This window comes from Pseudomonas sp. AP42 (assembly GCF_001728935.1).
Lineage (GTDB): Bacteria > Pseudomonadota > Gammaproteobacteria > Pseudomonadales > Pseudomonadaceae > Aquipseudomonas > Aquipseudomonas lactis.
Genome location: NZ_LYSO01000002.1, coordinates 83,936 through 98,859 on the forward strand (window position 1 = coordinate 83,936; position 14,924 = coordinate 98,859).

Genomic DNA, 14,924 nt, shown 5'->3' on the forward strand with positions numbered 1-14,924 from the left:
CTTCGGTAGAGTCATCGAATATCACATGATTCCAGCGGCGGAGGTTCGTGTCGATGGGTGTTATGAACTTCCTGGTGATGGAGACATAGGGCCGATCAGCGCAGTAACCTGATTGTTAAAGCTATCGATGCCGTGCTTGGGTGGTTGCGGTTGACGCTGAGCCGCGCCGCAAAGCGTGGTGAACCCGAACCCTGTAAATACAGTCAAGGTCGTTCTCTCCAAAGAACATTTTGACTAGGCTCTAGAACGGTGGTTCTAGCCTTGAAAAAACTAATTGTGCGCCCAGTTTTGCCCCCATTCGCACCGAGTGTGCGAGTGATCGCGAATGGCGATCTCCGACGGACTCCAGTATGGCAGTGGCTGGTATTCAGTGCGCCTCCGCATACTGGATGAGCAACCTTTATCTGGCAAATCCTTGGTCGTTCCGAAGAGGATATGGGTAATGAGTCGATATCCTTAAGTGGAGTTATCGGGTCTGTCTCTCTGCACCTATCCTGAAATTGACTCGCGAGATGCTCGTGCTCTGCGTGATGTTGCCAGGGCTCTGGTCGCTAGGGGCATTTGATCCGCGTGTCCATCGACAGCTGGAGAGTAATGAGCGTAATGCTAGGCGCCTGGTCACGGAAAACACCTAAGAAGCGGTTATTCTGCGTTGAAAGTGGTACGCAAAGTTGAACATAGTGTTTCTGGTCGTGGGTCTCGATAGCCAGGTTGGACCCAAAACCTCCCGCTTCAATTGGCCGCCAAGTCGGCTGACAACGAGGGCGCTCAGGTTGAGATATATAGGGGGCGCCTTACCTTCGCTATTCCTGGCCAGTTAAGCCGTTGGGCCAGGTCGCTGATCAGTCGTTAGGCAGGTGCAACTGCACTTCCATGGCGTCATGAAGGAGTCTGACGACCTCGATCACGTCGTCGTTTGCCACACGATAGAACACGATATGGCGTGGGTTTTTGACCGTTCCATGGGTTTGTTTGGCCTGCTGGCGTGAATAGATGAGGTGATAGCTGCGAAGGCCCGGTGCAAGCTCATCGCGGTCGTGGCTGCCAATGCGATAAGGCGTGTCGGCAAGCGCTTGCAGCGCTGCGAGGATCAGCGCCTGGTAGCGCTGGCGTGCTTGATCGCCGAACTGCGTCTGGGAGAGCCTGAGGATGTCGACAATGTCGGCGCGCGCCGGGTTGGAAATCCGATACTGCGGCATGCTCAGTGTTTCTCTCTCGCGGGGAGGGTTGCCTCCAAGCTCAAGCCCTCGAGGTAGTGCTCCAGATCCCCTTCGTTCACCTGAGTAAAGCGCCCGTGGTCAAGATCCATGATGCCGATCGAGCTAGCCTGACGCAGGGCCTCAATTTTGGCGGTGTCTTCGGCGACGCGCTGCTCCAATAAACGCAAGCCTTCTCGCATCACTTCGCTGGCATTCTGATAACGGCCGGACTGCACCAGGTCATGGATAACCTGTTCCTGGTGAGGGGTGAGCACAACGTTTCGCGTCGCCATAACTAGCTCCAGTTCCATGCAAACAGGTACTTTTGATTGTTGGCATATTATGCCATTTTCGCTCTGGAGAATAGCTTGGGGCCGACATCCGGCGATCAGGTGATGGCTGGCTCGGCGCCAATCAGCAAGGTTCAAGGTGATCCTGCGCCGCTGCCTGCCTGGAAGTGTCCGGATGGCCGTGGAAATCAACAATCGCATTGAACGATCTGTGGGACACTGCTTTCGCACGTCTGCACGCCAGTAATGCGAGGCTAGCCTCGAGGGTTACTACCCTATTTGGCTATAGGTATCCGCCTAGGAATGGATTGCCCTCTCCCAAGGCTCTCGGCCGCTTGAAAAGTCCGCCACGTGTAGTCGAGCGCATCGCCAACAGCTATGGGAGTACGGCTGTGAAAGTGATAACGAAGATTCCGGTTTACGTAAGAGCTGCGTGGATGACCAATACATCACTGCTACAGGTGTTTTCTATAGTTTCATGACCCATGGTCTGGGGAGAGTATTGGGCTTGGCGTCAGGGATTTCGGTAACCGTAACCTACATCGTTTTCGAGGTCGCACGGGTTAGAATTTTCGACTTCTTCGCAACATCGGATTATCTGACCCGGCCAGCTCGAATGTCTTCAATCAACTGCAACTGAGAGTCGTATTCGCCACGTTTTTTATCCGAGAAGCCGGAGCGGAAGGGCGCGAGCGAGGCCATCTCCTTGTCAGCGCCCTTTAAATCTCCACAGTAAGCCAGGATCACGGCGTAGAAGCTTCTGGCACTGGTGAGTTCGCCCAGCAGTTGGGCCTGCGTGATGAGAGGGATGATGTTAGAACCCACCATTTCCCGGGCTGCCTCAAAGTCACGCATATCCAACATGTCCTGAGCAGCATCGAGCCCCGTCCTGATTACGGAACTGAATGCTTGGATGCAGCAGAAAAATTTGAAAGCGAAGAGGCGAAACGTTACCGGGTTAACTCGACGCAGCCTCATCAACATGGACTTGACTTCGTAGGCACTTGCGAGGTGGTTCACGGCCTCCAAATCAGCAGATGATTCACTCAAGAAAGCTGAGACATCCGCCATTGCCCGGCCCAGAATCCACCGTTCGCTGATTTTCAGGACGTCAAGATAGTCCTTAACGGCTTTATCAACATACGTCTCGGCGGCCCGATACTCATGTACTCGCCACAGTGCGACGGCAGCGTTGTAGTGGAACGGCGGGATGCGTTCTGGAGTGAGCCCCGGCAGTCCGCTTATAAGTTTGATTGCCAGGTGGACACCGGGCGCGTCCCCCTGCATTCCCAGCCAATCCATCTGTTTGAGGTGGTAGGAGATGACTGCACGTCCGGAGAGCGTGTTGTCACGAACCAATTGAGCCATCAGTGCGAGGTGTTCTGGCTTGTCACGCTCCTCTTCCGATTGATGGAGGAGGAAAAACAGAGAGTCGACGGCCCAGTACCGGGTCTCGGGATCAAAGTCTGGTGCGGTGGAGGCGGCCTCCAAGTAGTCGATGAGCATGGTTCCAAGTCCGGTTTCCTTGAACATCTCTTCGCCGGCCAACTCGATCAGGAACTCGTGTTCCTCCAGATCCAGCAAGGCACGGACAAGAAGTCTCAGTCGGTGGTAGCTGCGCGCCTGCTGCAACGAAGTCAACAGGAGGTCTTTGAGCAACCTTTTCGTCGCGAGCAGGTGTTCTTCGTCTACGGCGTGCGATTGGCTGGCCCCAATCAGTCGCATGGCATCGTGGAGTTTGATCTCGCGGTTACCTTGAACCTCCAGAACTCCGAGTGCACGCAGTGTCCGCACTGCCGTATTGACTGCAGCGGTTGGCAACGTGGCGTAGCACTGCATCAAGCTCTGCAGTTCGTCCTGGGTGATGGCGACATCCACCATGCTCAACAGCATGACGATTCGCTGGCAGGGTTGTGCGAGCCCCTGGTACACCTTGGTCAGGATGAGTTCCTGAACAGTTGTTTCCATGGTGGCCTGCTGCTCAAGTGCCGCACAAAGCTGGGCCAGGTCGCCTGCGTAAGCCTGGGCCGCGAGCCGGGCTGCGCTTTGCAGATAAAGTGGCATTCCAGCCGTTATGGAGCGCACCTTCTCCAGAGCGTTGACGTCACCTCTGGCGCCCAAGCGAGACGTTTCTGCTGCAACAGAATCGAGGCTCCACCCCTGGAGTATCTCTCGTCGCAAGCCACACAGTTGCTCCAGTTCCTGGATCGATCCCAGCGGCTGACACAGCAGAATGAAGCGCATGTGTGGGGTGCATCCGAAAACCGCCTGCAGGTCTGCGGCAGGGATCTCATGAGCGTTATCGATCACCACCAATGGCTGCATGCCTTGGTGGGAAATTGCACTCCACTTGACCACCCGTTTGCATTCGACTTGACCAGTCGTTTGCATCGGACGTGACCAGGCATTTGCATTGGACTTGACCACCCGCCTAGCGGGTCATGGGAAGGCTACAGCAGTGCTACGGGTGGCACTACCTGGGGCGTGCCATCAATGATGCACATCCATCCCCAAGTCCTGAGCGCCGACGTCTTCTTAAACTCCTCGACCAAATCGCCCGCGATTTCCCCGATGTCTTCCCGCAACTCGAACTGCGGGCGCATTGCGTGCAGAACGTCAATTCCCATATCCCCAGCAAGCAGCTTGCACATCAGCCTGGTCCGAAGCTTCCAAGGCAAGGTTTTTCCGCGTCTTTCCGGATGCTGGTAAACCATAGTGTTTAAATGTGCTGACGCGTGGATGTAGTCAGCGCTGCTCATCCAGATCTGCAAGTGCGCAGGCACGCCAAGAGGTAAGACGTTGAGCACTAGCCAATCGATTAGGCCAATGGCAACACCGCGCGCCTGAAGCTCCATCGCCAGCATAAGAAGTACTTTGTGTAGGGAGTTTGCTGCTTTTATAGCAAGAGATTTTCGACCCAGTTGATCTGCTTCGACCACTATCGCGATCAGCGCTGCGAGGGTATCCAGGCTTGCCCTGCGTTCGAGTTTTTCGAGTAGAACTTGAGTGGTTGGTTCGCGCTGAACACTGTCCCAAATCATGTTGCTGGTGTTGCGGTAAAGCACCAGCTGGACTTCGGTGTTTAGCGTACGGAAGTAACTGTCGAAGTTGATCTTCTGTTGCCGAGAGATCAGCTTCATCAACGTCCATATAGGATGGTTCAGGTCGCGGGAGGATCCAGGTGCTAGCATTTCCACCCTGCTCAAGGTCTTGGCCTTGGGCGAGATCATTTTCTGTTCGTATCTAGACCACTTGCTTCGGTAATGCCGGATCGTGCCATTCGTGTTTCTTCGAAACGACTCTTTTTCGAAGTACAGCTCAAGGGCATAGGCAGTTTTGAGGCCTGTCCGCTGCCTTAGGCCTTCGAACCAATAGCCCACTGCGAGCATTTCCACAGTGCTGCTCCGGGGGCTGTAATTTTCCGGAATTAGTTCGCGCAAGCTCTCTGCGAACTCCGAATAAATGTTTGCAATTCTCTTAAAATCAGACACTTAAAAATCCCTGATTGATCTTTGTACCGTAAAAAATGTAGAAGTCTTACGGCTGGAGCGCAAGGGGGCGGTTTATTACTATTAACTGTGACCAAACCGGACATTAAGTGCGATGCGCAAGCCCCTTGAAATCCACAATCTGGCATCCGAATTAGAGCTTGATCTCAAAGATCGATATGGCCTGATGGTGGGTGGCAGCGCGCTGTGGAGAGAGTTGGGATACGCGTCCTATGACGCGTTTCGAAAAGCCAAACAGCGGGGGACTATCGAAGTGCCCCTGTTTGAGGTGCCCAATCGTCGGGGCTTCTTTGCCCTGTACAAAGAAGTCGCATGCTGGATTGCCACGCAGCGCTGCGCACGGCAGCAGGCCATATGAACTAGGTATAAGGAGTACCGCAATGAGGCCAGGCTAGGAGTTAGCCGGTGGATTTGGAGCACAAAAAAGCCCAGGGGTGGAGCCCTAGGCTTTTTTGATGGTGTTAGGTTTTGAGCCCTATACACCTTCATTCTGTGTTCCCTCGCGTTCGGCGTCAAGCCGACCACCTTCCGTTTGTCTGCAATTTTCACACGGCGCGACTTGTGAGGCATTCACACGCCTGTCGCGAGGAGAACACATGAGGCTGCCAATAGTTACACAGCGCGAGGTGCTACGACTCGCGAGCGACCCAAGGCTGTCGAATAGGGCGATTGGTTTATTAGCCAAAGTGTCCCACAACACTGTTCGCACTATTCGCGATCAGTTGGCCCAGTGCGGGCAAAGTTGGGAAGAGCTGAAGCACCTTGATGACAAAGCGCTCGCGGAGCGTCTGCGGACTCAGCCGAGAACCTCACCTCAAAGGAAAGCCTACCCGTCATGGCCCGCCGTCCACGAACAGCTAAAACTTCCTGACATCACCTTGGAGCTTCTATGGCAAGAGTTTCGTACGAGCGAGCCAGAAAGCGTGTCATATGCTCAATTCACGCGGCTCTATCGAGAGTGGGTCAATATGCGAAAACTGAGCATGCGACAGATTCACCTCCCCGGAGACAAGTGCTTCGTGGACTTTTGTGGCAGGACAATGCCTGTGACAAACCCGGACACGGGAGCGATCAGCCAAGCCCAAGTATTCGTGGCAACACTAGGCGCCTCGGGCTACATTTTTGCCACCGCGGTGAACAGTCAAACGACCCCAGACTGGCTCAAATGCAACGTTCTGGCCCTGGAGTTCTTCGACGGGGTTCCCCGGTTCGTTGTTCCTGATAATTTGAAGTCAGCAGTGACTAAAAACACGAGAGATGTGGTGACCTTAAATCGTGCCTACGCCGAGTTTTCTGAGCACTACGGATTTCAAATTTACCCCGCCAGACCGCGCAAACCGAAAGACAAGTCGCTAGGTGAAATTGCCGTTCAACTGGTACAGAGGTTCGTTCTCGCAAGGCTGAGAGCGAGCACTTTCTTTTCCCTAGAAGAGCTCAACGAGAAAATCAGCTACTGGGTCGATGAGCTAAACAGTCGAATCACACGGACGTACCCAAAGAGCAGAACCAGCCGCTTCCTTGAGCTTGATTATCCAGCCCTCAAGCCTCTCCCAGAAAAGCGCTACAGCTACAGTCAGTGGGTGTATCAGGTTCGGGTAGGTAGCGATTACCACGTTGCATTTGAGGAGCACAGCTACTCCGTCCCTTATCACTTTGCGAATCTTCTTGTCGATTTGCGCGTGCGAGACGACTGGCTCGAAATCCTTCATCAGCGCCGTGTCATCGGATCGCACAAGCTGAATCGCCAGCGCGGCACTAGCACTCTCAAAGAGCACTTGGCCCCGAATCACAGCCATTTCCAAGACTCCCAGCCGGAAACGCTGATTGTATGGGCTGAGACTATTGGGCCGGAAACGCTCCGTTTCGTGAAGGACAACCTCAACCTGCGGAAAGATTTCGCGACCGGTTTGAAGGCCGTTATTGGCCTGAAACGCGACGTTCGCAAGGGGGCGATCACGCCGTCACGCCTTGAATCCGCGTGCGGCTATGCCAATAGCTTGAACATCCTGAGTTCTGAGCGGCTACGGTCGATCCTTCGGAACGAATCTGACCTGCGTCCTAACTACCAAAGATCCGCCCCCTTGGTCGAACACGCCAACATTCGCGGTGCTGAATACTACGCCTCACAAGGAGATGAGCCGCAATGAAGTCAATCCTAGATACTGCCCAAAACCTCATGACTCTTGGTCTGCACGGGATGGCCGTGGCCTACGAGCGACAGCTTGAAACACCTGCGCTGCTGAAAGAACCATTCGATACAAGGCTTGGTTTAATGATGGACGCCGAAAATAGCGAGCGTGAGAGCAGAAAGGTTGGACGCTTGCTAAAGGCCGCGAGGCTTCGTGAGAATGAAGCCACAATGGACAGCATTGAATTTAAGGCGTCCCGAGGCATAGACCGGAATACTGTCATGTCCCTCGGGGAGTGCGAATGGTTGGCGCGACGTCAGAATGTGATCATCACAGGCGCTACGGGTACTGGCAAAACTTGGCTCGCTTGCGCACTCGGAAACCAGGCCTGCCGCCTTGGACGAGCGACGCTGTACCGCACTGCCACGAAGCTTTTTGAGGAGATCTCACTGTCTTACGCTGACCACACCATTCCCAAGCTGCGTCGGCAATTGATACGCGCAGAATTATTGATCATCGACGATTTGGGCATCGGTGGCATTGACTCCCAACTCGGACCATTCCTCCTGGATGTTATCGATCAGCAGTCACAGAACGGGTCATTGCTGATCACAAGTCAGTACCCTAAAGAAAAATGGTATGACCTGTTCTCTGACCCCACGATTGCCGACGCAATTCTTGACCGTATCGTTCACAAGTCCCACATCATCGAACTGAAGGGCGAATCAATGCGAAGGATCAAAAGTCGCAAACGGGCGTAAGAGCATCCGGCATGCATCTATGGTGGTCAATACGAATGCAATTGGTCAAGTCGAATGCAAACAGGTGGTCAAGTGCAATGCAACCACCTGTTTTTCAATACCTTTCGCCATATCGGAATTCGGCCATTTGCTATGCCCATTTTGGATCGTCGTCCTTTATCCGACATGTTCAGAATGGATCTGGGCCACCCTCAACACCCGTAAAAGTGATTTCAGGGGGTTCCCCCTCCCGCTGCCACCCGAATTGATAAAGCAGCCATTGGTAGGCGCCTTCCTGGCGGTCAGCCACGAGCAAAAGCGTCCATCCGACTCGGAGTAGTAGATTCGCGTTTTCTTCACTACGGGTACTGGTCAATTTAGTCGTCTTGTCGATGCTCATCTAGCAACCTCATGCTGAGACCATTGATGAAAGATAGCCTTGAGCCCGCCTGACCACATCTGAACGGTTCGGGTTACGCTAATTGAGGTGGCGCAAGCAAGGTCCGTCCACTCACTCTCTTCATCCAATAATGACCGCCAGAAATCGGCTAGAAGCGGAGGCTTGCCTGCTGTCGGTTTTGAGGCCTAGAACAGCAGCGAAATGTATGGATGCCGCTAAAACGAGCGCCGCATATTGGATAAGTTCTTCATCAGTGCGCATGCCAGGCCAATGTGAGGCAGCATCGCTATATGGACATGATGATAGCGAAACGATACCGTCGATGGAGGAAAATCATTTAATTTGGAGCATAGATATGGATGTCTTAGATATTAAATTAGAGAATTGCTATGGAATTCAAAAACTTGATGCCAAGTTTGATTTCAAAGGGACTCAGAAAACACCAGATGGCTCAGCCTTCTCGATCTATGCGCCGAACGGCTTCATGAAGACGTCGCTTGCGCGGACATTTCTGGACTTCCAAGAAGGACGTGACAGCCAAGACCTGATTTTCCCGACACGTACAACCATCCGCGCAATCACAGCCGAACCTGCTGCCTCGATCACCCCCGACTCCGTGTTTGTCATCAAACCCTATGTAGAGCGTTATTCCGGCTCTGGAACCTCGACATTACTAGTAAACCCCAAACTGAGGGGAGAATACGAAGAGGCGGTGAGAAATATCGAGTCAACTCAAGAAGACCTGCTGAAGACGTTGAAGGAAGCTTCAGGGTGGCCAGGTAAAGCGTCTCCCGTCTCCGAAATAAAAGAAGTCTTCAAATTTACGAATCCGTATGAATTTTTCGCAGAACTAGCAGGTAAACTTGACGGCGATACTAGATTCAATGATTTGTCCTATATAGAAATTTTCAACGACAAAACGATATCTGCGTTTAAGGCCGGCACGCTCCATCAACAGCTTCAAGAGTACATGTCTAAATATCAAGAGTTGGTGGAAGGCTCTCCTCTCCTCAGCAAGAAGTTCAACCATGCCGGGGCCAGTGATGTCTCTAAAAATCTTCAAACAAACGGTTTCTTTGAAGCTAACCACACCCTAAATATTTCTAATGGAGGGGTAAGGACTGAAGTTTCTTCTGCCAAGGAGCTGGAGGGGTTAGTTCAGGCAGAAAAGCAACGCATCTTGGGCGACAAAGAGTTATCTGCGAGGTTCGATGCGGTTGATAAACAGCTGCAAAAAAATGCTGAGCTAAAAAAGTTTAGGGAGTATTTGACACTCCATCCGGAAATACTCCCTGAACTTGGTGATTTTGAAAAATTCAGAAAGAAGCTGTGGTTCAGCTACTTCAACGTAGCTCAATCAGCTATGAAAATTTTCGCCATGGCATATGCTTCAGCAAAGGACGTAATTGCGCACACGGCAAAGCAGGCCCAGGAAGAAAAAACCAAATGGGCTGCCGTTGTCACTCAGTTCAACGAACGGTTTTATGTTCCGTTCAAGCTGGTTGTTCAGAATCAACAAGACGTAATTCTCAAAGGCGAAAGCCCAAAAGTCACCTTTGAATTTCATGATGGCCAAGAAACCTGTGGTGTCGAAGAGGAAAAGCTGCTTCAGGTTCTCAGCCAAGGAGAGAGGCGGGCACTTTACATATTGAATGTCCTTTTCGAAGTACAGGCACGCCGAGAATCGAACCAGACTACCCTGTTTGTCGTTGATGATATCGCGGACTCATTCGACTACAAAAACAAATACGCCATAATTGAGTACTTTAATGAAATTTCCAAGGTCAAGTTTTTTAGACTGCTATTTCTAACTCATAATTTTGACTTTCACCGAACAATTAGCAGCCGTCTCAATATTGCTAGAGAGCGAAGATTCTTTGCGAGAAAAGATCAGCACGCGCTAACATTTGTACCGGAAAAATATCAGAATAATCCATTTATTATTTGGAAGAAGGGACTAGCCAAGAACCCAGCTTTTCTAGTAGCGAGCATTCCTTTTGTGCGAAATCTAGCTGAGTACTGCCACGGGACTACTAGCCAGCACTACCTGAGGCTGACATCCCTTCTACACATAAAAGCAGATAGCAAGGCTCTTACAATAGCGGATCTTGAGTCAACGGTTAAGGCCACGCTATCGGACCAGGCAGCATTATCTCTTCCAAATTCCACATATAGCGCCCTTCAACTAATATACGATCAAGCGGAAGCACTCGCCGCCAATGCTGCGGACGATGTCGAACTAGAATCTAAGGTGATTTTATCCATTGCCATCAGGCTAAAGGCCGAAGAATATATGATTAATAAAATAAATGATACCGCCTTCGTATCGGCTATCAGCAGGAATCAAACATTCGAGTTGTTCAACAAATTTTCATCAAGTCTATCATTCGGTAATGATGAAATCATGGTGCTCTCGCAGGTGAATCTGATGACTCCTGAAAACATCCATCTCAACTCTTTCATGTATGAGCCTATATTGGATATGTCAGCACTTCATCTTTATGATCTGTACGAAAAGATCAAAGCTCTGTCGTGAAAGCTAGCTATAGCTACGGTATGGAGTTTGTTGCTGTGGCGTTCGCTGGATAAATGCACTAACCTGCCCCGCCCAATTTACGTTAGATAACAAGTTGCTTAAATCCGGCATGGTCGGTCATCACATCGAATTTAACCAGCACACCGATTGTGTGATGACTAGCTGCGAGTCCTGGCAACGCAGATGGCGAAAGGCAGAAAGCGGCCGATAGAGGTGATTGAATCGTGCCTATATAAGACGAGGACAACACACGGTAGCTGAGCCGGGTTTTAAGTAGGGACGTGGTTTCGGCATTATTTCTGTGGGATTCTCCGACCCTAAACGTTTTCACACAGCTTGGACCCATACCAGACGGTCGGGAAGCTGAGACCATGCAAGAGACGGCTCGCAATTTGTGAACGAAGGGCGACGCGCCTGTTCCGCGGAGCTGGCGCTGGCCTAGCGATCAAGGAGAGGGGTAAAAAGGTCTCGAAGGGCGCGGTCGTCAAACTTTTCCCCGTCCCGCTTACTCGATGACGGGATACTCGGAGAGGAGGCGCGACTGCTTCGGTCTTCAATCTCGCCTATGCGATCCTCGATGGCTGAGACGGCGCTATTCAACTTAGCGTCCGGCACACCAAAACGTGGCGCGAACTTTTTCAAGGCATCGATCCGGTCCGATAGCGAGGACTCGCTATCATCCTCGCGAATGCGACTAGTGTTATCCTCGAACTCTTCGAGCACAGCCGTCTGCAAAGCATAGGTAATGCTGTCGGGCAGCCCATTCGCAGCGTCCACTGCATCCACAAGGGTGGAGAGCATGTCACTTGAACTCCACCGTATAGTGTCGGTAAGGGCCTTTTCGATGAGTTCTAGGAATTCGGCTTCATAAATGAACGGCCGGCCATAACCCCTGCCGTCCCGCAGGGAAAAGAACTCGATCAGAGCCTCCCCGTCTGACCATGCACTGAAGCCCTGCTGTGGATTTCGCGCGATCTTGATAATGCTGTCGGCAAACCGCCCGTCGTCAGTGATCTCCCACCAATCCATCAGCATCCGGAGCCGCCTGGAGTTTGCGGCATCATTGTATTCGAGTGAGCGGGCGTCACCGGCTCGGGGACGCCAGTGCGGGCGCTCTTCGATCATCTCGACCATATCAGCGCAGGCTCTGGCGATCTTCGCCTGGTCGGACTCGCTAAGCCCAGACGGATGCACGAAGTCCCAAAGGCTCGACAGCCAGTCGATTGAGCCCGCCGTAGGGACAAGGCGAATAAGGAGATCTGTGTCCAACAGGTAGGTTGAGAGATAGTCTTTGAGCGAAGGATTGAGAAAAGAAACCGTTGGCACGTCGATGTTGACGACATTGACGAAGCTACCTTCCATAATACGAAGGGCTTCTTCGAAATCTTTAGGACCGTGTGCCAGACCGTAGGCCGTGCTCATCGAGGTATGCAGAATATCGAAAGATGAGCGAAGAGTCGTGATTGAAATCCCGTATTCTGATAGGAAAAACATCGCCATCAGGAGATGCCTGCACCGGTGATCAATGTGCGTTCGGAAAGCGGTGTCCCAAATCTGGCTTGGATTGTTCAGGGCGCCGATAAAGGCAGCGGGATAGTTGGCGGGTTCAATGTCACCAACGCGAAATGCATCGGTCATTGCTTCGATGACACGTGGGTTATAGTTCTTGTGATCAACGATTTCCGGGAGCTTCTTACTCTCTAATAGCGCCAGGATATGCGACTGAGGCGTCTCTGACACGAAAAGATGATTGTAGAGAATCCGCGCTTTGATTCGACGAGTGTAAATGCCAACATCGAGTACGTACTTCGTCACATCGAGGCGCTGATCACCAAGATGTTCAGAGACTCTACGGGCTTCCTCAAATATATAACCCCTCGTTGTCAGAATGAAACGGGCATTCGGTGAGCGACGTATGCGGCTCATGAAGCGCGCAAGGTCAGAATCTTTATGCGCCAATGCTTGTCGATCAAGGGCGACCTTTCCAAGAAAATCGTCGAAAAGAAATATTTGCTTTTTGCCGTCGTTAATGGCGGCGAAGCCGTCTTCCAAACTACGGATGGGAATAAGCTCCCACTCCTCGCTTAGAAAGGTATAGCAAAGCATCTCGGCCAGTGTGGTTTTGCCGACTCCCGGCGGCCCGGATATGATGAGAAGCCGATGCTTTTCAAGCGTAGCCAGTGATTCGTCGAAGCTTGGGTTTGATGCGTAGACACGAACCTTTTGTTCGATGTCTTCACGTGTTAGCGCTGCAAAGGTATGGGCCGCCGCATGTACGACCCGCTCCAAAACACCCACGCCCGAGAGCCATAGTTTGATGTGTGACTTGAGGATGTCTGGGTACTTCCGGAGAAGACCATTGAGGTCCTCCGGACCAAAAATATCTGCCTCAGATTTCAGACTTGGTCCTATGAGTGGAGAGAGCCTACTTTTGCCAAGCGGAGTAAACCTACTGGAGGTCGCGAGGATGTAACGGGTGGGAGCCAGCCTATCGATTGAAGAACGCTCGCGCTTCATGGCCGCCGTTAATTTGCTGAACGGCGAACCTTCATAATGCTTCGCCTGGAGAACAACGTTTCCGCAGGCGTGCGCGTGCCGACCGTCAATACCACCATCTGGGCCTGCGCAGAATGCCTCAAAGCGAAGCCCTTCTTCTTTTCCGATGAGGTCCCGGACGAGATCCTCAAAGTCCGCCGATGAGAGATTTCTGAAGTCATAGCTCATGCTGCATTTTACTCCAATCCGCGCCAAGGTCAGGTCGCTAATACTCGTCTGACAGAAGATCATCCACAGGTACCTTTGCCGTCGAATATAACCGGATGCTATCAGCATGACGCGTGAGTAAGGAGGCGAGGCGGAGTGCCCGGAGGATCGACGATTTCGCGCTGCCATCTGATAGTACAACGATGTTTAAGACAGCAAGCGGTTATTCAACAACGTCAAAACGATTGAATTTCTCTACTGAAAGTCTTAGCCCCGTTACCAGACCCGATCCCTGAAGAGACGGGGAGCGGGGGTAACCCTGAACACTTCTGCGCCAGAGTGGGATGAATATCAGACGCCTACTTTTCTGCTGTAAACACGCGCCTAAAGCTTCAGCAGAATCGACCCAATACAGCCAGTGAAAATTGGCGGTGACCGACCAGCATCGGTCGATCGTGAGGTGGAGCCGAGCCCGTTCGGCTACCCCCCAGACGCAACGCTTAAAGCGAATAAACACTTCACCTGTTTACTCGTATATTTTTCCGCAGTACAAAAAATTAGCGAATTGCCGCCAAGGATTGGAGCCTTGAAGCCCCTGATCGACGCCAAAATTACTGGCTTCGGCCCATGCAATAGCTCCGTCTAGGAAGGCTTCTATCGTCCCGTTTTCCCAGTCACCATTCGATTTGTCTTCCGCCAGGGCGTGGGCAAAAGCCAGAAAGGTATTGGCGTCCTTGACCTGATCCAATTGCTCATGAAGCTCCATGGGTTTCTCCGCTCAAAGTCATAAGTAGCTCGTCGGATTATCCATCGAGCAAATAATGTCCGCTACTGGCCGAGGCTGTGTGAAAACGGTTTTCAGTGCGACAGGTACTCAAAACCGGACTGGAAATCGCGCTTCTACGCGAAATCCACATCTGCTGACGTGCCGATAAATTTCAGATTTAACGTAGACGCGCGCACTTCAATGTAGGCGAAGCGTTTTTACACACTCTGGGCCGATTACTGCCCGTCACGAACGGCAGAAATCGGCCAATAGCTGCCAGTCACAGAAGGTTGCTTACGACCCAAAGCGAACGGTCGCGACAGGGAGAACTTGGCCGAATGACACGGATGGCGGTGGATGCCTGGCGCCAGAAGCAACGTTTTAGTCCGAACATCGTGCTGGAAGCTAACTCGATTGCCATCTTGAACAAGGTACTCAAGCAATGTCGCTTGGCGACTATCCTTCTCGACGCGATAATGCGTGAGCAAGCTGGATTACGTGAGCTTCGGACAATCCTATCGTTGCCTGGTCGCACAGTGGTGCTGTATCGCCGAAACAATGGGTATCACAGCGTGGCCGCTGACGCGTTTGCGAAACTCGTAAGCGTTCTGAGAACCCGCGTGTGCCGTATTGCCTGGGCGAAAATCGTTGG

At 52.1% G+C, this 14,924-nt stretch carries 10 protein-coding genes and 2 pseudogenes; 5 read left to right on the top strand and 7 right to left on the bottom strand.

The window, feature by feature from the left end; all coding sequences use genetic code 11:
- Window positions 1–842 precede the first annotated feature (842 nt).
- The 5 genes and pseudogenes from A7K61_RS01490 to A7K61_RS01505 all read right to left on the bottom strand — a co-directional run bounded on the left by A7K61_RS01490 (window position 843) and on the right by A7K61_RS01505 (window position 4,980).
- Window positions 843–1,199, bottom strand: a complete 357-nt coding sequence (locus tag A7K61_RS01490) for a type II toxin-antitoxin system RelE/ParE family toxin (protein ID WP_069556785.1) — start codon at window positions 1,197–1,199, stop codon at window positions 843–845.
- Window positions 1,200–1,201: 2 nt separating this feature from the next.
- Window positions 1,202–1,492, bottom strand: coding sequence for a type II toxin-antitoxin system ParD family antitoxin (locus tag A7K61_RS01495; protein ID WP_069556786.1), 291 nt, complete (start codon window positions 1,490–1,492; stop codon window positions 1,202–1,204).
- A gap of 272 nt (window positions 1,493–1,764) precedes the next feature.
- Window positions 1,765–1,866: pseudogene (locus A7K61_RS33420) on the bottom strand (hydroxymethylpyrimidine/phosphomethylpyrimidine kinase); the annotation flags it as partial.
- A 217-nt stretch (window positions 1,867–2,083) separates the two neighbouring features.
- Window positions 2,084–3,880 carry a hypothetical protein gene (locus A7K61_RS01500; protein ID WP_139129443.1) on the bottom strand — a complete coding sequence of 599 codons (1,797 nt, stop codon included), beginning with the start codon at window positions 3,878–3,880 and terminating at the stop codon, window positions 2,084–2,086.
- 59 nt (window positions 3,881–3,939) lie between these two features.
- Window positions 3,940–4,980 carry a hypothetical protein gene (locus A7K61_RS01505; protein ID WP_069556788.1) on the bottom strand — a complete coding sequence of 347 codons (1,041 nt, stop codon included), beginning with the start codon at window positions 4,978–4,980 and terminating at the stop codon, window positions 3,940–3,942.
- A gap of 112 nt (window positions 4,981–5,092) precedes the next feature.
- Here A7K61_RS01505 and A7K61_RS01510 point away from each other — a divergent pair, with 112 nt between their 5' ends.
- From A7K61_RS01510 to A7K61_RS01530, 4 genes are all read left to right on the top strand, one after another.
- On the top strand, window positions 5,093–5,356 hold the full coding sequence (locus A7K61_RS01510) for a hypothetical protein (RefSeq protein ID WP_069556789.1): 264 nt from the start codon (window positions 5,093–5,095) through the stop codon (window positions 5,354–5,356).
- Between the two features lie 238 nt (window positions 5,357–5,594).
- Window positions 5,595–7,145 (top strand): IS21 family transposase, encoded by a 1,551-nt coding sequence (gene istA / locus A7K61_RS01515; RefSeq protein WP_069556790.1) that lies wholly within the window; start codon window positions 5,595–5,597, stop codon window positions 7,143–7,145.
- Window positions 7,142–7,888 carry an IS21-like element helper ATPase IstB gene (gene istB / locus A7K61_RS01520; RefSeq protein WP_069556791.1) on the top strand — a complete coding sequence of 249 codons (747 nt, stop codon included), beginning with the start codon at window positions 7,142–7,144 and terminating at the stop codon, window positions 7,886–7,888. Before istA ends, istB begins: the two co-directional genes overlap by 4 nt.
- 584 nt (window positions 7,889–8,472) lie before the next feature.
- Entirely contained in the window at window positions 8,473–10,803 is a 2,331-nt protein-coding gene (locus tag A7K61_RS01530) for a hypothetical protein (protein ID WP_256557686.1), read from the top strand.
- 438 nt (window positions 10,804–11,241) lie between these two features.
- On the opposite strand, the gene A7K61_RS01535 is transcribed toward A7K61_RS01530, so the two are convergent.
- A complete protein-coding gene (locus A7K61_RS01535) occupies window positions 11,242–13,527 on the bottom strand; it encodes a restriction endonuclease (RefSeq protein WP_069556843.1) in 2,286 nt (761 codons plus the stop codon).
- A gap of 505 nt (window positions 13,528–14,032) precedes the next feature.
- Window positions 14,033–14,272 (bottom strand): hypothetical protein, encoded by a 240-nt coding sequence (locus A7K61_RS01540; RefSeq protein ID WP_069556794.1) that lies wholly within the window; start codon window positions 14,270–14,272, stop codon window positions 14,033–14,035.
- Window positions 14,273–14,604: 332 nt separating this feature from the next.
- On the opposite strand from A7K61_RS01540, the pseudogene A7K61_RS33425 reads away from it, so the two are divergent.
- Window positions 14,605–14,889 (top strand): annotated as a pseudogene (locus A7K61_RS33425) (LysR substrate-binding domain-containing protein); the annotation flags it as partial.
- Between the last annotated feature and the right edge of the window lie 35 nt (window positions 14,890–14,924).